At 65.6% G+C, this 24,306-nt stretch carries 19 protein-coding genes; 8 read left to right on the top strand and 11 right to left on the bottom strand.

Annotated elements, in window-relative coordinates; all coding sequences use genetic code 11:
* Positions 1 to 55 precede the first annotated feature (55 nt).
* Complete coding sequence (locus BLV07_RS06485; protein ID WP_091881374.1) at positions 56 to 1,753, bottom strand: SGNH/GDSL hydrolase family protein; 1,698 nt, start codon at positions 1,751 to 1,753, stop codon at positions 56 to 58.
* A gap of 169 nt (positions 1,754 to 1,922) precedes the next feature.
* Positions 1,923 to 3,308, bottom strand: a complete 1,386-nt coding sequence (locus BLV07_RS06490; protein ID WP_176945395.1) for a lytic murein transglycosylase — start codon at positions 3,306 to 3,308, stop codon at positions 1,923 to 1,925.
* A 200-nt stretch (positions 3,309 to 3,508) separates the two neighbouring features.
* On the opposite strand from BLV07_RS06490, the gene BLV07_RS06495 reads away from it, so the two are divergent.
* Positions 3,509 to 4,384 (top strand): UTP--glucose-1-phosphate uridylyltransferase, encoded by an 876-nt coding sequence (locus BLV07_RS06495; RefSeq protein ID WP_091881382.1) that lies wholly within the window; start codon positions 3,509 to 3,511, stop codon positions 4,382 to 4,384.
* A 182-nt stretch (positions 4,385 to 4,566) separates the two neighbouring features.
* Here BLV07_RS06495 and BLV07_RS06500 read toward each other — a convergent pair whose 3' ends face one another.
* A complete protein-coding gene (locus tag BLV07_RS06500) occupies positions 4,567 to 6,063 on the bottom strand; it encodes a sensor domain-containing diguanylate cyclase (RefSeq protein WP_091881386.1) in 1,497 nt (498 codons plus the stop codon).
* Between the two features lie 142 nt (positions 6,064 to 6,205).
* Here BLV07_RS06500 and BLV07_RS06505 point away from each other — a divergent pair, with 142 nt between their 5' ends.
* Complete coding sequence (locus BLV07_RS06505) at positions 6,206 to 6,469, top strand: DUF7662 domain-containing protein (protein ID WP_176945376.1); 264 nt, start codon at positions 6,206 to 6,208, stop codon at positions 6,467 to 6,469.
* Positions 6,470 to 6,652: 183 nt separating this feature from the next.
* Here the strand turns inward: BLV07_RS06505 and BLV07_RS06510 are convergent, their stop codons facing one another.
* On the bottom strand, positions 6,653 to 9,529 hold the full coding sequence (locus tag BLV07_RS06510) for an EAL domain-containing protein (RefSeq protein WP_176945377.1): 2,877 nt from the start codon (positions 9,527 to 9,529) through the stop codon (positions 6,653 to 6,655).
* Between the two features lie 140 nt (positions 9,530 to 9,669).
* The gene (locus tag BLV07_RS06515) at positions 9,670 to 10,668 is read right to left on the bottom strand and encodes an NAD(P)H-quinone oxidoreductase (protein WP_091881390.1); all 999 of its coding nucleotides are present in this window, start codon (positions 10,666 to 10,668) and stop codon (positions 9,670 to 9,672) included.
* A 110-nt stretch (positions 10,669 to 10,778) separates the two neighbouring features.
* On the opposite strand from BLV07_RS06515, the gene BLV07_RS06520 reads away from it, so the two are divergent.
* Both BLV07_RS06520 and rcdA read left to right on the top strand, forming a co-directional pair.
* A complete protein-coding gene (locus tag BLV07_RS06520; protein ID WP_091881394.1) occupies positions 10,779 to 10,970 on the top strand; it encodes a DUF1192 domain-containing protein in 192 nt (63 codons plus the stop codon).
* 508 nt (positions 10,971 to 11,478) lie between these two features.
* The gene (gene rcdA, locus BLV07_RS06530) at positions 11,479 to 11,988 is read left to right on the top strand and encodes a protease adaptor protein RcdA (RefSeq protein WP_091881399.1); all 510 of its coding nucleotides are present in this window, start codon (positions 11,479 to 11,481) and stop codon (positions 11,986 to 11,988) included.
* 162 nt (positions 11,989 to 12,150) lie between these two features.
* On the opposite strand, the gene rpmE is transcribed toward rcdA, so the two are convergent.
* Positions 12,151 to 12,378 (bottom strand): 50S ribosomal protein L31, encoded by a 228-nt coding sequence (gene rpmE, locus BLV07_RS06535; RefSeq protein ID WP_025034016.1) that lies wholly within the window; start codon positions 12,376 to 12,378, stop codon positions 12,151 to 12,153.
* A gap of 197 nt (positions 12,379 to 12,575) precedes the next feature.
* On the opposite strand from rpmE, the gene BLV07_RS06540 reads away from it, so the two are divergent.
* Positions 12,576 to 14,435, top strand: a complete 1,860-nt coding sequence (locus tag BLV07_RS06540) for an ABC transporter ATP-binding protein/permease (RefSeq protein WP_091881403.1) — start codon at positions 12,576 to 12,578, stop codon at positions 14,433 to 14,435.
* 181 nt (positions 14,436 to 14,616) lie between these two features.
* Here the strand turns inward: BLV07_RS06540 and BLV07_RS06545 are convergent, their stop codons facing one another.
* From BLV07_RS06545 to BLV07_RS06560, 4 genes are all read right to left on the bottom strand, one after another.
* Positions 14,617 to 14,844, bottom strand: coding sequence for a hypothetical protein (locus BLV07_RS06545; RefSeq protein ID WP_091881407.1), 228 nt, complete (start codon positions 14,842 to 14,844; stop codon positions 14,617 to 14,619).
* A gap of 79 nt (positions 14,845 to 14,923) precedes the next feature.
* On the bottom strand, positions 14,924 to 15,370 hold the full coding sequence (locus BLV07_RS06550; RefSeq protein WP_091881412.1) for a GNAT family N-acetyltransferase: 447 nt from the start codon (positions 15,368 to 15,370) through the stop codon (positions 14,924 to 14,926).
* The gene (locus BLV07_RS06555; RefSeq protein WP_091882058.1) at positions 15,370 to 16,398 is read right to left on the bottom strand and encodes a peptidoglycan -binding protein; all 1,029 of its coding nucleotides are present in this window, start codon (positions 16,396 to 16,398) and stop codon (positions 15,370 to 15,372) included. Before BLV07_RS06555 ends, BLV07_RS06550 begins: the two co-directional genes overlap by 1 nt.
* Positions 16,399 to 16,555: 157 nt before the next feature.
* Positions 16,556 to 17,572: a flagellar motor protein MotA gene (locus tag BLV07_RS06560; protein WP_091882061.1), complete on the bottom strand. Its 1,017-nt coding sequence runs from the start codon at positions 17,570 to 17,572 to the stop codon at positions 16,556 to 16,558.
* A 165-nt stretch (positions 17,573 to 17,737) separates the two neighbouring features.
* Between BLV07_RS06560 and BLV07_RS06565 the strand changes: the two genes are divergently transcribed.
* From BLV07_RS06565 to BLV07_RS06575, 3 genes are all read left to right on the top strand, one after another.
* The gene (locus BLV07_RS06565; RefSeq protein ID WP_091881417.1) at positions 17,738 to 18,766 is read left to right on the top strand and encodes an SAM-dependent methyltransferase; all 1,029 of its coding nucleotides are present in this window, start codon (positions 17,738 to 17,740) and stop codon (positions 18,764 to 18,766) included.
* Positions 18,767 to 18,997: 231 nt separating this feature from the next.
* On the top strand, positions 18,998 to 20,191 hold the full coding sequence (locus BLV07_RS06570) for an efflux RND transporter periplasmic adaptor subunit (protein WP_091882064.1): 1,194 nt from the start codon (positions 18,998 to 19,000) through the stop codon (positions 20,189 to 20,191).
* Between the two features lie 6 nt (positions 20,192 to 20,197).
* On the top strand, positions 20,198 to 23,350 hold the full coding sequence (locus tag BLV07_RS06575; protein ID WP_091881422.1) for a multidrug efflux RND transporter permease subunit: 3,153 nt from the start codon (positions 20,198 to 20,200) through the stop codon (positions 23,348 to 23,350).
* A 155-nt stretch (positions 23,351 to 23,505) separates the two neighbouring features.
* Here the strand turns inward: BLV07_RS06575 and BLV07_RS06580 are convergent, their stop codons facing one another.
* Positions 23,506 to 24,297 carry an inositol monophosphatase family protein gene (locus tag BLV07_RS06580; RefSeq protein WP_091881426.1) on the bottom strand — a complete coding sequence of 264 codons (792 nt, stop codon included), beginning with the start codon at positions 24,295 to 24,297 and terminating at the stop codon, positions 23,506 to 23,508.
* Positions 24,298 to 24,306: the final 9 nt, after the last annotated feature.

Consider the following 24,306-nt stretch of genomic DNA (forward strand, 5'->3'; position numbering starts at 1 on the left):
TTCCGGGGCGCGCGCTACGCGCTCCGGAATGACATCTCCAATCAAACGAGAAAAATTACCGGAACATTTCGGCCGATCGCCCGACGTTACCCGGCGGCCGCGGGATCGCGGGGTTCATATTCGGATTGCGGGGGCCCGGGGGCGGCGCCAGTTGACGCGGTGGCTGCGGCGAGCCGAAGCCGAAGAAATCCCGGAATGACGGCGCTGCCTGTGCCGGCTGTTGCGGCGGGAGCTGCGGCTTCTTTGGCGCGAGTTTTGGCGGGGCGACCGCGGCGGCCGCTCCCGGTGAGCCGTGAGCAACGCTGCTGTCCGGCGTCGTCGCCGCCATCGGCGTATCGCCCTTGGCCTGCTCGCGGCCGACTTCGCGGCGCGGCCAGGCATAATCATCGGCACGGCCGGCAGGAGCCGTCAGCGGCTCGCCTTTCACCATCGTCTTCGCAGCGAGCGCATCGACGGCGGCGGGACGCGAGCCCGGCCCGCCCAGCAATTGATCGGTCGAGATCGAGGCCGCAACCAGCGGAACGATCGGGCCGGCCAGCGGCCGCGGCGCGGGCTTGCCGGGCTCGGCGCTGGTGTCGGGCGTCGCCGGCTCGCTCGGCAGCGCGATCGGGCCGGAGCGGCCCGCGAGCAGGCGCGTGATCTCGCGTTCGACATAGTGCGCGAGCTTGCGCGCGCCGGCTTTGGTGAAATAGACGCCATCAGAGCTGCGGAGCTGACGGATCTGGCCTTCGAAGTCAGGACCCTTCTGAAGGAAGCGGCCGGCCTCGTCGACAAAACCGTCCCAGACATCGACATAGGTGATGCCGGCCTTGGCTGCGCCTTCACGGTACAGCGAATCCAGGAATAGCATGTCCGCCGTGCCCTTCTGCCCGCGGATGGCGGGTAGGCCGACCCAGAGCACCGGAACGCCCTTGGCCTTGAGGACGTTGGCCAGCTCTTCGATCTTCTTGCCGTAAAGCTCGATCCAGCGCTCGTCGCGGAATTCGTAGAGACCGTTCGGGTTGCGCGCCGTCTTCTCCGGCGCGGCGGCCGCCGGCGTATCGGCGTTGTCGGCATCATCCTGCGGCAGGTCAGGATCCGCTGCGGGTTTGTCCTCAGGCTTGGCAGCGGTGTCGGGCTTGGCGTCGCCGGGCTTGCCCGGTGGCTTGCCGCGCGCGCCCTTGTCGTTCTTCTTGTCCTTGTCAGAGGCCTTGTCCGACTTGTCGGCCGCAGGCTCGCGGATCGCGATGCGGTCGTTGAGGCCGAGCATGACGACGATGATTTCGGGCTTTTCGGTTTCGAGGATGCCCTTCGCCGCAGCCGCCCAATCCGACGGCTCACCCTTCGGCTGGTACTTGATCAGGCCCGAGGTGGTCTTGTGCTTTCGGATCACGCCCATGTCGGGCTGCTCGGTGTAGGCGTCCTCGAGACCATAGGCGAGCCAGTCGGCCATGGCGTCGCCGATCACCAGCACGTTCTTGTCGGGGACGGTGTCGCGCTTCGCCGGTGCCGGCGCGCGCGAAAAATCCTGGCGCGGCGCCTGCGGCTGTTGCTGCTGGAATGGTGCGAAGAAGTCGCCGCCGAACCAGCCACCTCCACCGCCGCCCCGTGGTGGCGGCGGGGCGGCGCGCTGCGGCGGGCCGCCGAAGCCGGGGAAGTTGAAGAACTGCGCCGAGGCCGGGCCCGCGACCGACACCAGGATCGCAAGCGCCGTCCCCAGCGCGATCAGCGGGCCGGTCTCGGTCAGCGCCTTGAACAGGGACTTCTTCGACATGCGATCTCGGACACGCGCAACAGGATTGGAAGTGGCTTGGATATAATAACGGAATCAGGCGCCAAACGGGCAGATTCTCTCGCAGATTCTTCCGCCATACACCGGGGAACAGTCACCCAGGTCAAGGCTGCCTGCCAAAATCCCTGTTCAGGGTTACTTTCGGCGCGATTTACCGCCCGCGCAGCCGGTCCAGCACGTCGGACGACGCAAATCCGTCGGCGGGCACCCCGATCGAGGCCTGGAAGTTGCGCAGGGCTTCCCGGGTCTGGCCGCCGAACTGGCCGTCCGGGGTGCCCTTGTAGAAGCCGCGCTGGGCCAGCAGCTGCTGCAGTTCCAGCCGCTCGGTACGCGACAGCTCCCGCTCCTGCCGCGGCCAGGGCTGCACGAAAGGCTGCCCGCCGCGCAGGCGATCGGCGAAATGGCCGATCGCCAGCGCATAGGCCTCGGCCGGGTTGTACTTCATGATGACGCGGTAATTCTGCAGCATCAGGAAGCCCGGCCCCTGCGCGCCGGCCGGCGCGAGCAGATAGGCCTTCTCCGCCGGATGCGGGAAGGGCCGGTTGTTCGGACGCGTGAGCCCGAGCTTCTCCCACTGCGCGATCGTCATCGCCTTGGCCCGATCGGCCAGCATGTAGTTGAATCCCTCCGGCACGACGACCTCAAAGCCCCAGGTCTGGCCGGCCTGCCAGCCGTCCTTCTTCAGATTGTTGGCGGTGGATGCGATCAGGTCGGTCGGGTTGTCGACGACGTCGCGCCGTCCGTCGCCGTCGCCGTCGACGGCAAAGCGCTTGAACGCGGTCGGCATGAACTGGGTCGGGCCGAAGGCGCCGGCCCAGGAGCCGCGCATCTGCTCAGGCCTGAGATCGCCGCGGTTGAGGATCTCCAGCGCGGAGAGGAATTCGTCCTTGAAATAGGCCTGGCGACGTCCGATGCAGGCGAGCGTCGCGGTCGATTGCAGCACGCTGCGGTCGCCCATCTGCGTCGAGTAGTTGGACTCGATGCCCCAGATCGAGGCGATGATGTAGCGGTCGACGCCGGTGGCCTTTTCGGTGGCGTCGAACTGCGCCTTGTATGTGGCGAGGATCTCGCGGCCTTTGGCGAGGCGGTTGTCGTTCACAAGGATGTCGAGATAGTCCCAGATCGATTTGGTGAACTCCGGCTGCGAATCCATGAGGTCCATGATGCGCAAATCGGGGCTGAGACCTGCGGTGAAGCGCTGGAAATTCTCCTGCGTGATGCCGCGCCGTGCGGCATCGGGCCACATCGCGGCGACGCAATTGTTGAAATTGCCGGCGGCCTCGCGGATCGCGGCCGCCGTCATCAGCGGATGGCCGGAGGCGCCGTCCTCGCCGCTCCAAGGTTGCGCACCGCCATTGCCGGGCGGGGCTTGCGAGGGGGCGGGATTGGGGCCGGAGAAGATGCCGCCGAACAGATTGGAAAGGCCATTCTGGGCTTGCGCGTGCGCGCAAGCCGGCAGCAGCAAAGCCGCCGCAATCATCGTCGCGGCGGTCACGGAGCTAACCCGTTCCGCCAGTCGTGCCACTGATTGCATCATCTCCCACCCGTCGGCCTGAAATTCCGCCATCAGGAGGCCTGGTAGGCGTTGCCAATAGCTTAACAAAGGTGAAATTTTGGTGACGGCGTTTTTCTTAACTCTGACGGGGCGAGGCCCCACATCCGCCTTTGTTGGCGGCTGCAAACAGGCTAGCAAGATGCCATTGCTCCGTTCACGTCCTCAGGTATTCGATCGATCCCATGAAAATTCGCAAAGCCGTATTCCCCGTCGCCGGCCTCGGCACCCGCGTCCTGCCCGCCACCAAGGCGATGCCGAAGGAAATGCTGACCATCGTCGACAAGCCGCTGATCCAGTACGTCTATGACGAGGCGAGGGAGGCCGGCATCGAGCACTTCATCTTCGTCACCGGCCGCAACAAGAATGTCATCGAGGATCATTTCGACCGGATGTTCGAGCTCGATGCGACGCTGGCTGCGCGCGGCAAGAAGGGCGAGCAGGAGATCCTGGCGCAGAACCAGCCCGATGCCGGCGCCGTCAGCTTCACCCGCCAGCAAGCGCCGCTCGGCCTCGGTCACGCGGTCTGGTGCGCGCGCGACATCGTCGGCAACGAGCCGTTCGCGGTCGTGCTGCCGGACGAGCTCGTGCTCAACACGCCCGGCTGCCTGAAGCAGATGATCGAGATGGCGGCTTCGCTCGGCGAGAAATCCAATTTGGTCGCGGTCGAGGCGGTGCCCGACCATCTCACCCATCAATACGGCATCTGCGGCGTCGGCAAACGCACCGGCAAGATGTTCGAGGTCGACGGCATGGTCGAGAAGCCTGCCAAGGGCACTGCGCCCTCCAACCTCTCGATCACCGGCCGCTACATCCTCCAGCCGGAGATCTTCAAGATCCTGGAAACCCAGGAGCGTGGCGCCGGCGGTGAGATCCAGCTCACCGACGCCATGATCGGCCTCGCCAAGTCGCAAAAATTCTACGGCGTCGAGTTCGAGGGCGAACGCCACGATTGCGGCTCCAAGCCCGGCTTCCTCCGCGCCAACATCGCCTACGGCATGAAGCGCCCGGAGCTGCGCGATGGGCTGATCGCCGAGATGAAAAAGTATCTGGGGCAGTAGCTGCTCCGCGTCGTCCTGGACAAGCGCAGCGCCGATCCAGGACCCATTACCCCAAGACGGCGTTTGGCGAAGACGCGTGGTGATCAGCTCGCGCCACGACTCCTTCTTGGGGTAACGGGTCCTGGCCTTCGCCAGGACGACACGAGAATTAGGCACGCTACTCGCCGCCGATGACAGTCGCCTCACGCCACCAGCGACAACTGCGGCAGGCTCGCGACCACCGACTGATTGCGTCCGCCGGCTTTCGCGGCATAGAGCGCCTTGTCGGCGGCGGCGACCAGGATCGACGGGTCCATGCCGGCGGTGGGGACCAGGCTGGCGATGCCGCAGGAGACCGTCGTGCTCACCTGATCGTCGGACCAGCCCTGCACCTTGAGGCGGATCGTCTCGGCGACCTTGAAGGCGTCGGTGACCGAAATGTTCGGCAGCAGCACGGCGAATTCCTCGCCGCCATAGCGCGCGGCGCAGTCGCCGGCGCGGCTCACCGCGTCGGAGATGCAGATAGCGATGCCGACCAGCACCTGGTCGCCGGCCTGATGGCCGAACGTGTCGTTGTAGGCCTTGAAGTGATCGGCATCGATCATCAACAGCGCGACCGGCGTCTTCTGGCGCATGGCGCGGCGCCATTCGACGTCGATGACGGAATCGAACTTGCGGCGGTTCTTCAGGCCGGTGAGCGCGTCCGTCGTCGCCATCTCCTCGAGCTTGCCCTCGGCCTCCGCGCGCCGGCCGATCTCGCGCGCGAGCACCAGCGTCGAGGCCAGCATGAACAGGATCAGCGCCAGCACCACGGCGCCGATGCGATAGGCTTCCCTCTGCCAGAGCTCGAACACGGCGGTCAGCGGCTTGCCTGCCACCACGAACATCGGACCTGTGCCGGTGCTGCGCACGTAGAGCCGCGGGGTCGGGTCCACCGGGCCCTGGCCGGCGTAGGATCCGCCGGCCTTGAGATTATCGGCCCTCCAGTTCTGGCGCTCGTTCAAATTCCTGCCGATGATTTCGAGATCGAACGGCCGCCGCATCATGATGGTGCGGTCGCGCTTCAGCACGGTGATGGTGTCGTCGCGGTCGAGGTTCAGCCGCTCGAACAATTCGTGGAAATAGCTGAACCGGATCGAGCCGGCGACGACGCCCATGAAGCCGCCGTCGGTATCGCTGATGCGCCGGCTCAGCACGATGGAATAGGCGCCGCGAAACAGCATCGGACGGCTGATGAAGAGCCCGATGTCGGGATTTTCGCGATGAACCCTGAAATAGTCCTCCTCGCTCCTGACCTCCGGCAGCGGATCGAGCGTGGAAGCGTCGATGGTCAGCCGGCCCTCGGTATCGAACACCTGGATGGCGCCGAAATGCTTGGCGGTTATCGCATGGTCGAACAGGATCAGTTGACGGATCGGCTTCGACACCGTTGCGAGCTCCGGCAGCAACATGCTGCTGGCGACCGCCTTCAGTGACAGGTCGTAGATCTCGATGTTGCGGTTGACGTCGGACTCGATGGTCGTCGCCAAATTCTCCAGCGTCTGGCGGGCGAGCGCCTCCTCGCCGCGGCGCATGTCCAGCATCACGTTGACGCAAATGGCGGAGAAGCCGATCACCGTCACCACGGACGAGATGATCAGCAGCTTCGCCGAAATCCGCCACGGCCGGCGGGCCGTGACTTCGCGCCGTCCAGACAGCATCGCTCGCTCCCGATCCTAGTGGATGCGCCCGAAAGCTTGAGTAGTGTTTAAGGCGGGACGGCGCTACCGCAATGAGTTAAGAATCGGTTTATGCGGCGCACGGTTTTGGGCAGCCTCATGCAAGCGGGACGAGAGGACGATTGTGAACGACTACGGCGCGTTGCGCGACTATCTGGTGCGGCAGAAGCAGGACGAGTTGGTGCTGAGCTTCGAGCAGATCGAGGAGATCATCGGCGCGGCCCTGCCGCGCGCGGCGCATCGCGCCTCCTGGTGGGACAGCCTGCGCAGCCCCGACATCCAGATGCCGCAACGCGAAGCCTGCCTCGCTGCCGGCTTCGTGGCGACGCGCATGCCCGACGGCCAGAGCGTGCGGTTCAGGAAGCAGAAGAGCGACCGGCGGCGATAGTGCGGCGGCACGCTGCCACCCTCCCCTGGAGGGGGAGGGTCGGCTCACATTGAGCGCAGCGAAATGTGAGTCGGGGTGGGGTGACGGTCTCTCCACCGATGCAGCGCCCGAGTGGAGAGATCACCCCACCCCGCTCGCGCTCCGCGCGATCGACCCTCCCCCTCCAGGGGAGGGTAAGAGAGCCTAGCTCGCCGCTTCCAGCCGCACTTCCGTCAGCAGCCGCATCGCCGCGTCGGCGTCCATCGGCTCGCCGAAGGCGAAGCCTTGGGCGTATTCGCAGCCCATCTGGTAGAGTTCGACCGCGTCGGAATCGGTCTCGGCGCCCTCGGCCACCACGTCCATGCCGAGATCGTGCGCGAGCGCGATGATCGACTTCAGAATCACCGGGCGGGTGCCGCGGCTGGTGGTGCGCACGAAGGACTGGTCGATCTTGATGGTGTCGAACGGGAAGCGCTGCAGATAGGCCAGCGAGGAATGGCCGGTGCCGAAATCGTCGAGCGAGAGCCCGGTGCCGAGCTCGCGGATCCGCGTCAGCATCTGCGCTGCGTGCTCCGGATTCTCCATCACCAGCGATTCCGTCAGTTCCAGCTTGAGCGTGCCGCGCGCCACCGAGGAGCGTGACAGCACGGTGCGGATGTCGTGGATCAGATCGTGGCGCAGCAATTGCCGCGACGACACGTTGACGGAGGCGAAGATCGGCTCGCGCGAGCGCATCGCGCGCTGCCACACCGCGAGCTGCTTTGCGGTCTGGTCGAGCACGAACATGCCGAGGTCGACGATCAGCCCAGTCTCTTCCGCGATGGTGATGAATTCCGACGGCGCCATGCGCCCGAGCTTCGGATGGTCCCAGCGCGCCAAGGCCTCGAAGCCCGCGATCGACCGATCCTCCAGCCGCACGATCGGCTGGTACAGGATCGTGATCTCCTTCCGCTCGATGGCGCGGCGCAATTCGCTCTCCAGCGTCAGCCGGTCGGTCTTCCGCGCACGCATTGCCGGCTTGTAGACGTCGATGCGATCGCCGCCGATGCGCTTGGAGTGATACATCGCAAGCTCGGCGTCCTTGATGATCTCATCCGTCAGTTGGGTCTGCGGATCAGACAAGGCGAGGCCGATCGAAGCCGTGAGGAATATCTCGCGGTCGTTGAACGCGATCGGCGCGCGGATGGTCTTGCGGATGGTCTCGGCGAAGGCGGTGATGCGGGCAGGGTCCTGCTCCGACAGCAGGATCAGGCCGAACTGGTCACCGGCGAGCCGGGCCAGCGTGTCCTGCGGCTTCAGGATGCGGGTGAGGCGGCGCGCCAGCGTCAGCAGGATGGAATCGCCGACCGCGATGCCGACGGAATCGTTGACCTGCTTGAAGCGGTCGAGGTCGATCACCATCAGCGTCGGCCGCAGCGTCGGCATGGTCTTGGCGAAGTGCGCCACCGCCCCCAGCCGGTCCATGAACAGTTTGCGGTTGGGCAGGCCGGTGAGGTTGTCATGCACGGAATCGTGCAGCAGACGTTCTTCCGCGTTGCGCAGCTCGGTGACGTCGGTGAGGGTGCCGACCACGCGCGAGACCTCGCCGTCCGACCCGACCACCGGGCGCGCCTTCAGCGCGAACCACATGAAGTGGCCGTCCGGGGTGCGCAGGCGGAAATCCTGCACCAGGCGGCCGCGGCGCTGGTCGAGCACGCTGTCGAGCGCGGCGCGGAAACGGTCCTGGTCGAGCGGATGTAGCACTTCGAGCCAGGACGCGGCCGGCCCCTCCAGCGTGCCGCGCTTGAGGCCGAGCAGGGCTTCGGTCTCGGGGCTGGTGAAGACCTTGTCGGCGGATACGTCCCAGTCCCAGATCAGATCGCCGGAGCCGGCCAGCGCCAGCGCGCGGCGCTCGATGTCGGAGACGACGCCGGTCGAGGCGCCGCCGCCGGCGAAGGCGTGCTGCATCACCGTGAAGCCGATCAGCATCACGATCAGCACGAGGCCGCCGAGCAGGGCCGGGCCGACGATGTCGTTGGTGACGGAGCCGGCGACTGTCATGCCGGCCGCGACCACCCACACCACCAGCAGGAACCAGGTCGGAATCAGCAGCACCGCGCGGTCGAAGCCATGGGTGGAGAGATAGACGATCAGCGCGAAGCCGGCGAAGGCGATCAGCACCAGCGAGATGCGCGCGATGCCGGAGGCCACCGCGGGATCGAACAGCGCGAGCGCGACGAGCGAGCCAAGGAAGGCCAGCCAGCCGACCGTGATGTGCGAATAGCGCACATGCCAGCGGCTCAAATTGAGATAGGCAAACAGGAACACCAATAGCGTCGCCGCCAGGATCGCTTCACCCGCCGCGCGCCAGATGCGCTCGGCGTTGTTCGACATGTCGAGCACCTTGCCCCAGAAGCCGAAATCGACGCCGATATAGACCAGCACCGCCCAGGCCAGCGCCGCGGCGGCCGGGAACATGATGCTGCCTTTCACCACGAACAGGATGGTCAGTACCAGTGCGAGCAAGCCGGAGATGCCGATCACGATGCCCTGGTACAGCGTGAAGGAGTTGACCTTGTCCTTGTAGGCTTCCGGCTCCCACAGATAGAGCTGCGGCAGCTTGTCGGTGCGCAGCTCGGCGACGAAGGTGACAACGGCTCCCGGATCGAGCGTGATGCGGAACACGTCCGCGGTTGCGCTTTCCTGACGTTCGGGCCGGTCGCCGATCGAAGGCGTGATGGTGGCGATACGCGACAGGCCGAGGTCGGGCCAGAGCAGGCCTGAGGAGACGATGCGGTAATGCGGGGCGACGATCAGGCGGTCGAGCTGGTCGTCGGTGTTGTTGGCGAGCGCGAACACCACCCAGTTCTGGCCACCTTCGCGGGCGCGCACCTCGATGCGGCGGACGATGCCGTCGGTGCCGGGCGCGGTCGAGACCTGGATGCGGTCGGCATCGCTGCGCTGATGCTCGAGCACGCCGGTGAGGTCGATCGCGGGCGCGTCACTGCGAACGCTGACAGCGTCGAGCGCGCGTGCAGGGGACGCGGCAACGAGCATCATGAGGCCCAGCGCGATGGGCGCGAGGCACCTGAGCAGACGCAAGGTCAGTTCTCCGCGTTCGACGCAAACTTCGAGTGCAAGGCGATTTCAGACCGGACGGAACGGGTTCGGTGCGTCGCGATAGATGCCACGAAAGCGAGGAAAATCAAAGGGTTTCCGCCCTGTCCCTGTGGGCCGGCGGCCTACACCTCCAACACAATTTTGCCAATATGTGCGCTGGTCTCCATGCGCCGGTGGGCGTCGGCTGCCTTTTCCAGCGGGAAAGTGCTGTCCATCAGCGGCTTGATGCGGCCTTCACGCAAAAGCGGCATCACTTTCGCCTCAATCGCGGCCACCATCGCAGCCTTGTCCGCATTACTACGGGGGCGCAGCGTCGAGCCGGTATGGGTCAGGCGCTTCACCATCACCTTGGCAATGTTGACGTTGACCTTCGGGCCGTTGAGCGTCGCGATCTGGACGATGCGGCCGTCGACCGCGGCGGCATCATAGTTGCGATCGACATAGTCGCCGGCGACCATGTCAAGGATCAGGTTGACGCCGACCTTGTTGGTCTCTTCCTTGACCACGGCGACGAAGTCTTCGCTCTTGTAGTTGATGGCGCGGTCGGCACCCAGCTTGAGACAGGCATCGATCTTGTCCTGCGATCCCACCGTGACGAACACCTTCGCGCCGAACGCTTTGGCAAGCTGGATCGCCATGGTGCCGATGCCTGAGGAGCCGCCATGGATCAGCAGCGTCTCGCCGGCCTTGAGACCGCCGCGCTCGAACACGTTGTGCCAGACCGTCATCAGGGTTTCCGGCAGCGCGCCGGCTTCCTTGATCGACAGCGCCGGCGGCACGCTCATGGCCTGGGCGTCCTGGGCGATGCAGTACTGCGCATAGCCGCCGCCGGCGACGAGCGACATCACCTTGTCGCCGATCCTGTGCCGCTTGGCATTGCTGCCGACGGCCACCACTTCGCCGGCAATCTCCAGGCCCGGCAGGTCGCTGGCGCCGGGCGGCGGCGGATAGGCGCCGGAGCGCTGCGCGACGTCGGGCCGGTTGACGCCGGCGGCCTCGACCTTGACCAGGATCTCGTCTGGCCCGGGCTGCGGCACGGTGCGTTGTTCCGGCACCAGCACCTCCGGTCCGCCGTGCTTGGAGATGGCGACCACGGTCATTTGCGCGGGCAGCTTGTCCATGATGTGTCCTTGAGCAAAGGTGCGGAATGGAATGAGGCCATTGCTTAGCCAGCGCGCTCCAAGCTGGCAACCTCGGCCTGCTAGATCGCGCGAACGCAGGAGGAACGACGATGCCGACGGAAGACGACGACCGCCCGCGCAAGAAGATCAGCCATGAAATCGGACAGGATCTCTCACTGTTGTCGGTGGAGGAGCTGACCGAGCGCGTAGCGCTTCTGAAAACCGAGATCGCAAGATTGGAAGAGGCCGCCACCAAGAAGCGCGCCTCGCGCGATGCGGCGAACAGTTTTTTCAAGTCGTAGCCACCACAGCCGTCGTCCCGGCGAAGGCCGGGACCCATACTCCGTGCAAGCAGTTTGGCGGAGACTCGGAGTTACCAGCTCGCGCGACAACCACTCCCTGTGGTTATGGGTCCCGGCCTTCGCCGGGACGACGTGGAGAGTTTGTTCCCCCGCACACTCGGCCACTGGCCGAGATGGCTAACGAACTCTCAAAAATTTAGCTCGTTTACGGTCGATTAAGCTTTCGGGTTTATGACTGGAACCGTCCTCGTTTGGACACCGAGTGGCTCCTGTCCACTCTGTTTGACGCCTCCCTGTTATCAACTTTCAAAGCCGCCGGTCTCCGGCGGCTCTTTTTTTGCCTCCACCTCGCTTTTTGCGTCTCCTTGCGGTTGAATTCCTGGCAATGACCCGCGGAAACCATATCCGCGCTTGTCGCTGGACTCCGCGCTCCCAGCGCGCAATGATTTGTTCATCATAAGCCGGCGCCAAGCCGGACAGTCAGACAGTTGCGTAAGGGGCGTTAACCATGGAACGTTTGCAGGCCGACGGCGCTCTCGTTCAACTCAGCGAGCGGTTCACCAATTCTGCGGCGTTCAGCGTCCTGTTCCGCGAGGGCATGGACCTCGTCGAGGAAACCGCCGCCTATCTCGACGGCGCCGGCCGCACGGAGGCCAAGGCACTCGATCGTGCCGTCAGCCTGACTTATGCGACCGAAAGCATGCGTCTCACCACGCGCCTGATGCAGCTCGCCTCGTGGCTGCTGCTGCACCGCGCGGTGAAGGAAGGCGAGATGACACTGAGCCAGGCCAATCGCGAGAAGACCAAGGTCAAGCTCTCCGCCGCCGATCCCGGCCCCGCCGACACCATCGAGAAGCTGCCCTCGCAGCTCCAGGATCTGATCCACCGCTCGATGAGCCTCCAGACCCGCGTGCGCCGTCTCGACACCACCATCCACACCCCGCCGGCCGAGCACGTCCCGATCGGCAACCCGCTGGTGCCGCACCTGAACGCGCTGAAGGCCGCGTTCGAGCGGTAGGGTCTCCGCCCGCGTCATTGCGAGCGAAGCGAAGCAATCCAGAATCCCTCCGCGGAGACAGTCTGGATTGCTTCGTCGCAAGAGCTCCTCGCAATGACGGCCCCAAAACAAAAACGCCCCTGGTCTCCCAGGGGCGTTTTTCGTCGCAGCCTTGCGGCCGGATCAATCCTTTTTGAGGAAGCCCGAAAACTTCTTCTGGAAGCGCGAGACGCGGCCGCCGCGGTCCATGATCTGGGCGTTGCCGCCGGTCCAGGCCGGGTGCGATTTCGGGTCGATGTCGAGGTTCAGCGTGTCGCCTTCCTTGCCCCAGGTCGAGCGGGTCAGGTACTCGGTTCCGTCGGTCATGACGACCTTAATCGTATGATAGTTCGGGTGAATTTCGGCTTTCATGGCAATTCCTCGGCGCCCGGGCGCCTCTTGGGTGGCTAGCGAATGACGGATTTGGCCGGCTCTATACCTCACGAACCCCCGCAAAACAAGCCATATGCCGGCTGGTGAACCGGGCTTGCCCCTAAGGGACATCCCGGATTTGCCACTCCCGTTGCACCAGCCTATTGGGAGCAAACGAATGCAATGGGTCGGATCTCATGAGCGCAGTGGAACGGCTTGATGAACAGTATGTTCAGCCCGAAATGAATTCCCAAGTGAATTCCGCCGATACCCCGTCGATCGAGGCCGATCTGATCGAGCAGCCCGCCAAGGGCCGCGCCAAACTCCGGCCGCTGCTCGCGCTCGCGCCTTATGTGAGCCGCTATCGCGGCCGCGCCGCACTGGCCTTCGTCGCGCTGACGGTCGCGGCACTGACCACGCTGCTGGTGCCGGTCGCGGTGCGCCGGATGATTGATTTCGGCCTGACGCCCGAGGGCATCGAGCTGATCAACAGCTACTTCTCGGTAATGCTCGCGGTGGTCGCCGTGCTCGCGATGGCGAGCGCCGCGCGCTACTACCTCGTGATGACGATCGGCGAGCGCATCGTCGCCGACCTCAGGCGCGACGTCTTCGGCCACCTGTTGTCGCTCTCGCCGACCTTCTTCGATTCCGCGCGCAGCGGCGAGCTGATCTCGCGTCTCACCGCCGACACCACCCAGATCAAATCCGCCGTCGGCGCCTCGGTGTCGATCGCGCTGCGCAATCTCATGATGTTCCTCGGCGCCGCCGCGATGATGGTGATCACCAGCCCCAAATTGTCGGGCTTCGTGCTGCTGGCGATACCCTTGATCGTGCTGCCGCTGGTGGCGTTCGGACGCTGGGTGCGGCGGCTGTCGCGCAATGCGCAGGACACGCTCGCCGACGCCTCCGCCTATGCGGGCGAGCTGGTCGGCGCGATCCGCACCGTGCAGGCCTATACCAGCGAGCAGTTCGCCGAAAAGCGCTTCGGCGGCAATGTCGAGCAGGCCTATGAGGCGGCGCGCACCTCGACCCAGGCCCGCGCCGTGCTCACCGCCATCATCATCTTCATCGTATTCGCAAGCGTGGTCGCGATCCTCTGGATCGGCTCGCATGACGTGCTCACCGGTGCGATCACGCCGGGCCGGCTCGGTCAGTTCGTGCTTTATGCGGTGTTCGCCGCGGCGGGCCTCGGCCAGCTCAGCGAGGTCTGGGGCGAGGTATCGGCGGCCTCGGGCGCGGCCGAGCGCCTGTTCGAGATCTTGCATGTCAGTCCTGAGATCACCGCGCCTGCGTCGCCGCGCGCACTGCCGGTGCCGGCACGCGGCGAGGTCGGCTTCGATCGGGTCAGCTTCGCCTATCCGGCGCGGCCCGATGTCAAGGTGCTCGACACCGTGTCGTTCACCGTGCGCCCCGGCGAGAAGGTTGCGATCGTCGGCCCCTCCGGCGCCGGCAAGAGCACGATCTTTCATCTGCTGCTGCGCTTCTACGATCCGCGCAGCGGCGCGATCGCGCTCGACGGCGTGCCGGTCAGGTCCGCCGATCCGCACGATGTCCGCGCTCGCATCGCGCTGGTGCCGCAGGAATCGGTGGTGTTCGCGGCAAGCGCCCGCGAGAACATTCGCTTCGGTCGTCCCGATGCCTCCGATGCCGAGGTCGAGCGCGCCGCCGAGCTCGCGCATGCCGCCGAGTTCATCCGCCGCCTGCCCGAAGGCTTTGAGACGGCGCTCGGCGAGCGCGGTGTGACGCTCTCCGGCGGCCAGCGCCAGCGCATCGCCATCGCCCGCGCCATCCTGCGCGATGCGCCGCTGCTGCTGCTCGATGAAGCCACCTCCGCGCTCGATGCCGAAAGCGAGACGCTGGTGCAGACCGCGCTGGAAGAGCTGATGCGCCACCGCACCACGCTGGTGATCGCGCATCGCCTCGCTACCGTGCTCTCCTGCGACCGCATCCTGGTGATGGACCAGGGCAGGATCGTCGAGCAGGGCACGCATGCCGAGCTGGTCGCCGCGAACGGCCTCTATGCGCGGCTGGCGCGGTTGCAGTTCGAGGGGGCGTGAGACGCCGGGCGGCGTGAGGTTGCTCGATCGCCATCCCAATCACGGTGTCATTCCCCGCGAAGGCGGGGAATCCAGTACGCTGCGGCGTCTCGGTTCAATCACTGCCATCTCTGGAATACTGGATCACCCGCCTTCGCGGGTGATGACAGCTGAGTTTGCATTGGGCGCGTCCCAGCAGACATCACCGGCACTTCGGCGAGAGCGTCGGCACATTCGGCCACGGCCAGTTCTTCCAACTGCCATCCTCGTCGATGCAGGCCGATGGCGCAGGGTTGCTCGTCGGAGCGGGAGAACCCGTGGTGTTGACCTGCGTCGCAAAGCGCTGGTCGACATAGGTCGTCGACAGATATCCGGCGACGATGACGCCCAGAAAGACCGAGGAACCTTTGGCCAGATCGCGCAGCTTCATCGATCGTCTCCATCCGCTTGTCGTCGCTGCTCTGGCTACAACGACTAACAGACGTCGCGGGATCCAAGCGTGACAGGCTTCACGCCCGCCATGCCATCTTCAGCACCGGCCGCCCCGAGGTCGGGTTCAGATCGTCGCCAGCATGGGCAAAGCCGTTGCGCTCATAGAAGCGGATGGCGCGGGCGTTGTCCTTGTTGACGAGCAGCGTGACGCCAGTCGGGGACAGGCGCTTGGCCTCATCCACCAGCAGCCTTGCTGCGTCCGAGCCCCAATGGGCGGGATCGACCACGAGCTGGTCGAGATAGCCGTCACCGTCGATGGTCACGAAGCCGGTGAGCGCGCCATCCTGTTCGGCGACGACGATCGAGGCCTTCGGCACTAGATCCTTGCGCCACCGTTCGCGCCACCAATCCAGCCGCGCAGCGAAGTCGATTTGCGGATAGGCCTGCTGCCAGGTGCGATGCCAGAGGTCGATGGTGGCGGCCTCGTCCTCGGGCCGGTAGGGGCGGAGGTGGATGGCGCTCACTACCGCTCCGTCAGCTTCAGCTCGATGCGGCGGTTGCGCTTGTAGGCCTCTTCCGTGTTGCCGGTATCGAGCGGCTGGAATTCGCCAAAACCGGCGGCGACGAGGCGCTGGGCGGGCACGCCGAGCGAGATCAGGTATTGCACCACCGAGATGGAGCGGGCGGCGGACAGGTCCCAGTTCGACTTGAAGTTCGGGCCGTTGACCGGGCGCACGTCGGTATGGCCGTCGACGCGCAGCACCCAGGGAATCTCGGTCGGGATCTTCTTGTCGAGGTCGATCAGCGCGGTCGCCAAGGTGTCGAGCTCGGCGCGACCCTCGGGCAGCAAGGTCGCCTGTCCGGTGTCGAAGAACACTTCGGACTGGAACACGAAGCGGTCGCCGACGATGCGGATGTCGGGGCGGTTGCCGAGGATGGCGCGCAGGCGGCCGAAGAACTCCGAGCGGTAGCGCGACAATTCCTGCACGCGCTGCGCCAGCGCCACGTTCAGGCGCGAGCCGAGATCGGCGATCCGGTTCTGCGATTCCTTGTCGCGCTTCTCGGAGGCATCCAGCGCCTCTTCCAGCGCCGCCAATTGCCGCCTGAGCGCGCTGATCTGCTGGTTCAGCACCTCGATCTGCGCCAGCGCCCGCGCCGAGACCGCTTTCTCGGAGTCCAGCGCTTTGCCGAGCTCGGCGGTCTTGCCTTGCGCGTCGCTGCCGGCGTTGGCGAGACCTTCATAGAGGCCCTTCATGCGGTCGCGCTCGGATTCGGCCGAGGCAAGGCCGGCCCGCAGTTGCGAGACCTGGTCGTCGAGCGAGAGCTTGCCGAGCTTCTCCAGCGACAAGAGCTCGTTGAGCTGCGCGATCTTGGCGTTGAGCTGCTCCAGCGCCTTGTCCTTGCCGGTCACCTCCTGCGACAGGAAGAACTGCACGACCAAAAACACCGACAGCAGGAACACGATCGACAGCACCAGCGTCGACAGCGCGTCGACGAAGCCGGGCCAGTAGTTGAAGGCGCCTTCACTGCGGCGGCCGCGGGCAAGAGCCATGATCGTCTCCGTTTCATTCGTGTCCCGGACGCGCTGCAGCGTGTAACGCTGCTGCGCAGAGCCGGGACCCAGAATCACTCGTCGAATGGGACCCGGATCAGCGACGCATCACTTTGTGCTGCATCGCGTCCGGGGCACGAGACCTTTCGTCCTGTTCTCAACTCTTCTCGGGCTGGCGCGCAATGCGCTCCAACAGGCGCCGGATCTCGCGGTTCTGTTCGCCCTGGCCGTCGGCCCATTCGCGGATCATCTGCTGCTCGGTGCGCATGTGCGAGACCAGCGCCTGGATGGCTTCGGCGAGGCTCGCCATCGCCGCGGTGGTGCCGCGGTTGGAGCTGCCTTCCTCGAGCACGGAGCGCAGCCGTTCGACCGCGGCCTGGAGCTCGCCGCTGGCCACGCCACCGCCGCCGGAAGCGACCGCCACTTCGCCGCTGCCATATTCGCGCACGGTGGTGGCGAGCCAGTCTTCGAGGTCGGTGTAGAAGCGGTTCTGTGCCTGGCTCGATTGCAGGTCGAGAAAGCCGAGGATCAGCGAGCCGGCGAGGCCGAACAGCGAGCTTGAGAACGAGATGCCCATGCCGCCGAGCGGGGCGGCGAGCCCCTCTTTCAGCGTGTCGAACAGGGCGCCGGAATCACTGCCGACCTTGAGCCCGTCGATCACCTTGCCGACCGAGCCGACCGTCTCGATCAGGCCCCAGAAGGTGCCGAGCAGGCCGAGAAAGACGAGCAGGCCGGTCATGTAGCGGGAGATGTCGCGGGCCTCGTCCAGGCGGGTCGCAATCGAATCGAGCAGATGCCGCATCGTGGTCTGGGTGATCGACATCCGCCCCGAGCGCTCGCCGCCGAGGATCGCCGCCATCGGCGCCAGCAGCTTCGGGTGCCGGGCTGGCGCCAGGCCGGGATCGGCGATGCGGAAATTATTGACCCAGGACACCTCAGGGTAGAGCCGGATGACCTGGCGGAAGGCCAGCACGATGCCGATGAACAGCACCGCCCCGATCAGGGCGTTGAGGCCGGGATTGGCGAAGAAGGCCTGGATGATCTGCTTGTAGAGCACCACGCCCACCAGCGCACACAGCACCAGGAAGACCAGCATCCGCACCAGGAAGACGCTGGGCGAGGACAGTTTGGTGTACTCGATATCCATGGTGGAGCGGGAAGTGCCAGACCGCATGCCGGTATCATCCATTACGAAGCTTGCTTGCGGGCGCACTATGGCACAGCGCCAGCCCAAAAAAAGCGCCGGATGCGCCGATTTCGGGGACAGCTTGGGGAACTTGGACCGAAAGCCGCGCTTTGATAGGCCGGTGTCTGCAAGAGCTCGCCATTCGGGGGCCGCATGAGCGTCGTTTCCGCGATCATCGGGACTGCCGAACGTGTGCCGTTGCCGGACGTGGTGGTGCGTGCCGCGATCCAGCGCCTGTGCTCGCGCACGGCGACACGCCTGTCCAAGCTGGGGGCGGCCGACGATGCCGCCTTCGCCGGGCGGATGATGCTGCGGCCGATCGCCGAGGACGCAGATGCTGCCCGCGGCCGGCATGACGAGGTGCCCGCTTCCTTCTTCGCGCAGGTGCTCGGCCCCAACCGGAAATATTCGTGCTGTTTCTACAAGACCGATGCGACTTCCTTGCAGGAGGCGGAGGAGGAGGCGCTGCGCCAGACCGTCGAGCATGCCGGTCTTGCCGACGGGCAGACCATCCTCGAGCTCGGCTGCGGCTGGGGCTCGCTGTCGCTGTGGATCGCGCGGCAGTTTCCGCACGCGAAGGTGACGGCCGTGTCGGCCTCGCAGGCGCAGCGCGCTTATGTCGAGGAGGAGGCACGGCGGCGCGGGCTGTTGAACCTGCGCGTCGTCACCGCCGACATGAACGTGTTCGCGCCCGAGGGGCAGTTCGACCGCATCGTCTCGGTCGAGACGTTCGAGCACATGATGAATTGGCGCAAGCTGATGACGCGCCTGCGCGCGTGGCTCGCGCCCGACGGGCGCTTCTTCATGCATGTGGTCTCCCATCGCTCCGGGTCCCATCTGTTCGACCCGGCGAATCGCGAGGACTGGATCGCGCAGCACGCCTTCACGGGCGGGATGATGCCGAGCCATCACCTCGTCAGGCAATTCGACGACATCTTCGCAATCGAGAAGGAATGGTGCTGGAGCGGCACGCATTACCGGCACACCGCGAACGACTGGCTCACCAATTTCGATGCGCATCGCGCCACCATCGAGGCCTCGTTGCGCAGGGCCTATGGCGAGGAGACCGCACTTTGGATGCGGCGCTGGCGCTGGTTCCTGCTGGCGACGTCGGGCCTGTTCGGCTACGCCGATGGAACCGAATGGGGCGTCAGCCATTACCGGATGAAAGCCGCCGCCTGATTGCGATGTTCGGTCGCAGCACGCGGCGATGGAGCCCGACTCACAATCAAGTGAGTCCACAAAAACCATCAAGATTCAACACGATACGCCGTGTGACAATGAGCCGCCCGCGTCATGCGTTGCATCGCAGCAGGCGCATTCTATTTTGGCGGCATCGGCCGCGTGCAAAGAGCCCAGAACGGGCCCGCGCGGAGCGTGATCAGTTACAACAAAATCGGGGCGACTCACTTCATGTCTGGACTTCGTGCGCGATCGGCATGCGTTGCAATGATGCTCGCGGCCTTAGCGCCGCTGCTGGTGGGCTGCGACGAGTCCAGCTCCGCCGTATCCGCCGCTCCGCCGTCCGACCCTGACGTCAGCATCGTCGTCATCAAGCCGCAGCCGCGCGCCGTGGTGCGGGAGCTGCCGGGCCGCATCGCGCCGACGCGCGTCTCCGACGTGCGGCCGCGCGTCTCCGGCATCGTGGTCGAGCGCCTGTTCCGCCAGGGCAGCGAGGTGAAGGCGGGCGATCCGCTCTACCGCATCGATCCACGTCCGTTCGAGGTCGAGGTGTTGGCCAACGAGGCCGCGGTCGCCAAGGCCGAAGCTGGTGCGATGCAGGCGCACCAGCAGGCACGCCGCATCGCTACGCTCACCAAGGATCGCGCCGCGCCAGAGGCCGAGAACGAAAAGGCCATTGCCGCCGAGCGGCAGGCCCAGGCCGAGGTCGAGGGACGCAAGGCGGATCTCGCGCGCGCAAAACTCAATCTCGACTACGCCACCGTGCGCGCGCCGATCGACGGCGTCGTCGGTGCGGCGCTGGTCAGCGAGGGCGCGCTCGTCGTGCAGAACGAGACCAATCTCGCCAGCATCCAGCAGCTCGATCCGATCTATGCCGACTTCACCCAATCGGTGACCGAGCTCAACCAGCTCCGCCGCGCCTTCGAAACCGGCGATCTCGAGCGTATCGCGCCCGATGCCGCCAAGGTGCGCCTCGTGCTCGATGACAACACCACCTATTCGCTCGACGGCAAACTGCTGTTCTCCGACGCCAAGGTCGATGCCCACACCGGCCAGGTGACTCTGCGCGGCGAATTCCGCAATCCCAAGCGCGAGCTCCTGCCGGGCATGTATGTCCGCGTCCGCATCGACCAGGGTCTGGACGCCGACGCGATCGCGGTGCCGCAGCAGGCGATTCAGCGCAATGGCGGCGGCGGCAGCGAGGTCTTCGTCGTCAAGGACGACAACCACATCGCGGTGCAGGCGGTGCGCACCGGTTCGGTGCAGGATGGATTCTGGTTCATCACCGAAGGCCTGAAGGCCGGTGACAAGGTCGTGGTCGAAGGCTTCCAGAAATTCGCGGCCGGCGACAAGGTCAAACCGCAATCATGGTCGGAGGCGGACGCGACCGCGGACAACCGGCACGCCCAGAAGCTCACGCGGTAACGCGCCATGCCGAGTTTCTTCATCGACAGGCCGATCTTCGCCTGGGTGGTCGCGCTATTCATCTGCTTGATCGGTGCGATTGCGGTTCCGCTGCTGCCGATCGCGCAATATCCGATCATCGCGCCGCCCTCGATCTCGGTCTCGACCAGCTATCCCGGCGCCTCGCCGGAGAACCTCTACAACAGCGTCACCCGGCTGATCGAGGAGGAGCTCAACGGCGCCTCTGGCATCCTCAATTTCGAATCGACCAGCGATTCGCTCGGCCAGGTCGAGATCATCGCCAACTTCCAGCCGGGCACCGATACCAGCGCCGCCTCGGTCGAGGTGCAGAACCGCATCAAGCGCGTCGAGGCGCGCTTGCCGCGCGCGGTGATGCAGCAGGGCATCCTGATCGAGGAAGCCTCCAGCGCGGTGCTTCAGATCATCACACTGAACTCGATCGACGGTAGCCTCGATGAGGTCGGCCTCGGCGACTTCATGATCCGCAACGTGCTCGGCGAGATCCGCCGCATTCCCGGCGTCGGCCGCGCCACGCTCTACTCGACCGAGCGCAGCTTGCGCGTCTGGGTCGATCCGGCCAAGCTGGTCGGCTATGGGCTGACCGCCGACGACGTCAACAAGGCCATCGCCGCGCAGAACGCGCAGGTCGCCTCGGGCAGCATCGGCGCCGAGCCGTCGACGTCGAGCCAGCGCACCTCCTCGCTGGTGCTGGTCAAAGGCCAGCTCTCGTCCCCGGACGAATTCGGCGCCATCATCTTGCGCGCCAACGCCGACGGTTCGACCGTGCGCCTGCGCGACGTCGCGCGCATCGAGGTTGGCGGCCTCAGCTACCAGTTCAACACGCGCCTCGACGGCAAGCCGACCGCCGGTCTGTCCGTGCTGATGTCGCCCACCGGCAATGCGCTGGCGACCGCGAGTGCCGTCGAAGAGAAGATGAAGGAGCTGTCGCGCTTCTTCCCGGCCAATATCACCTACGAGATCCCGTACAACATCACGCCCGTGGTCGAGGCTTCGATCAAGAAGGTGCTGTCGACGCTGGTCGAGGCCGTGGTGCTGGTGTTCGTGGTGATGTTCTTGTTCCTCCAGAACATCCGCTACACCATCATTCCGACCATCGTGGTGCCGGTGGCGCTGTTGGGGGCCTGTTCCACGCTGCTGCTCGCCGGCTACTCCATCAACATGCTCTCGATGTTCGGCATGGTGCTCGCGGTCGGCATCCTCGTCGACGACGCCATCGTCGTGGTCGAGAACGTCGAGCGCATCATGGCCGAGGAAGGCCTGCCGCCGAAGGAAGCGACGCGCAAGGCGATGTCGCAGATCACCGGCGCCATCATCGGCATCACCCTCGTGCTGATGGCGGTGTTCGTGCCGATGGCGTTCTTCCCGGGCTCGGTCGGTATCATCTACCGCCAGTTCTCCGTGACCATGGTCGCAGCGATCGGCTTCTCCGCCTTCCTGGCGCTGTCGCTGACGCCGGCGCTGTGCGCGACCCTGCTCAAGCCCGTCGCCGCCGGTCACGGCCATGCCAGGAAGGGCGTGTTCGGCTGGTTCAACCGCGTGCTCGAAGGCGGCAAGGAGGGCTATTCCCGCACCGTCGGCTTCTCGCTGAAGCGCACCGGCCGCCTGATGCTGGTCTATGTCGCGCTGCTGGCCGGTCTGTCCTGGGCCTTCGTCAACCTGCCTGGCGGCTTCCTGCCCGTCGACGACCAGGGCTTCGTCACCACCGACGTGCAAACGCCGTCGGATTCGTCCTACGCCCGCACCGAGGCGGTGATCGAGAAGGTGGAAAAATATCTGGCGCAGCGGCCCGGCGTCGACAACGTCACTTTCCTCACCGGCTTCAGCTTCTCCGGCCAGGGCATGAACACCGCGCAGGCCTTCATCACCTTGAAGGACTGGTCCGAGCGCGGGCCGAAGGATTCGGCCGCGGCGATCGTCAACGACATCAACCGCGATCTGTCCTCGATCCGCGATGCCAAGATCTCAGCCCTCCAGCCGCCGCCGATCGACAATCTCGGCAATTCCTCGGGCTTCTCCTTTCGCCTCCAGGACCGTGGCCAGAAAGGCTATACGGCGCTCATGCGCGCCGCTGACCAGCTGATCGCGGAGGCCAATGCGAGCCCGGTGCTGCAGAAGGTCTATATCGAAGGCCTGCCCGAGGCGGGCGTGGTCAATCTCGTGATCGATCGGGAGAAGGCCGGCGCGTTCGGCGTCACCTTCGAGGACATCAACAACACGATCTCGACCAATCTCGGCTCGAACTACATCAACGACTTCCCGAACCGCGGCCGCATGCAGCGCGTCGTGGTGCAGGCAGATAGCCGCGACCGCATGCGGACCGAGGACATCCTCAACTACAACGTCAAGAACAGCCGCGGCCAGCTGGTGCCGTTCTCGTCCTTTGCCACGGTGGAATGGGCGCGCGGGCCGACCCAGATCGCGGGCTTCAACTACTATCCGGCGGTGCGCATCTCCGGCGAAGCGAAACCCGGCTTCACCTCGGGCGACGCGATCGCCGAGATGGAGCGGCTCGCCGGCAAATTGCCGCGCGGCTTTGGCTATGAATGGACGGGGCAGTCGCTCCAGGAGAAGCTCTCGGGCTCGCAGGCGCCGTTCCTGCTGGCGCTGTCGGTGTTCGTCGTGTTCCTGTGCCTTGCCGCACTCTATGAAAGCTGGACCATTCCGCTCGCGGTGCTGCTGACCGTACCGCTCGGCATCGTCGGAGCAGTGAGCGCGGCGATGCTGCGGGGCCTGCCCAACGACGTCTATTTCACCGTCGGCCTGATCACCATCATCGGCCTCGCGGCAAAGGACGCGATCCTGATCATCGAGTTCGCGAAAGATCTGCGCAAGGAAGGCAAGCCGCTGGTGGAAGCCACCATCGAGGCCTGCCGCCTGCGCTTCCGACCGATCCTGATGACCGGCCTCGCCTTCATCTGCGGCGTGCTGCCGATGGCGATCGCCCACGGCGCCGGCGGCGCAAGCCAGCAAGCGCTCGGCTCCGTCGTGATGGGCGGCATGATCGCGGTGGTGATTCTGGCGCTCTTGATGGTGCCGGTGTTCTTCGTCTCAGTGCAGCGCGTGTTGGGCGGGGATCGGGAGCCGAAGATGGCGAAGGAAGGCGAGGCCTACGGGCCGCCAGCGCCGGTGAAGCCGTAGCGCACACTGTCATGCCCCGCGGAGGCGGGGCATCCAGTACGCCGCGGCATCTCCGTATCCAACTGATGTCTCTGGAATACTGGATCACCCGCTCCAGTGCGCAATTGCGCACAAGGCGGGTGATGACAGCGGAATGCGGAGCGCGAGCTTCCGCCTTACGCCGCCTTCCGCAAAATCTTCACCAGCTCTCCGTGCACGAACTCGTTGCCGCACACCACGTGCCCCTTGGTCAGCGCATCGCCGGGCGTGTCGATGTCGCTCACGGTGCCGCCGGCTTCCTTCACCATGATCTGGCCGGCCGCGATGTCCCATGGCGAGAGATTCCGTTCCCAATAGCCGTCGAGACGGCCGGCGGCGACGAAGGCGAGGTCGAGCGAGGCGGCGCCGAAGCGGCGCAGGCCCGCGACGCGGTCCTGGATCGCGGTCATCTCGCGGCGGAATTCTTCGTGGTCGCCGCGGCCGATATGGGGCAGGCCGCAGGCCACCACGCATTCGTTGAGCTGGCGGCGGCCGGCCACGCGCAGCCGCTGGTCGTTGAGGAAGGCGCCCTTGCCGCGCTCGGCGATGTAGAGCTCGTCATTGGCGGGGTTGTAGATCACGCCCGCGATGATGGTGCCCTCGCGCGCGAGGCCAATCGAGATCGCGAATTGCGGGATGCCGTGCAGGAAGTTGGTGGTGCCGTCCAAGGGATCGACGATCCAGGTGTGGCTCTTGTCGCTGCCTTCGCGGGTGCCGCCCTCTTCGCCGATGAAGCCGTAGCCGGGCCGGGCCTTGGCGAGGTCCTGGTAGAGGATCTCTTCGGCGCGCTTGTCGGCGAGCGAGACGAAATTCGCCGGGCCCTTCAGCGAGACCTGGAGATGCTCGATCTCGCCGAGATCGCGCTTGAGGCTGCGGCCGGCGCGGCGCGCGGCCTTGACCATGACATTGATAGTTGCGGAGTACAGCATGAGCTCTGG

This window comes from Bradyrhizobium sp. Rc2d (genome assembly GCF_900099855.1).
GTDB lineage: Bacteria > Pseudomonadota > Alphaproteobacteria > Rhizobiales > Xanthobacteraceae > Bradyrhizobium.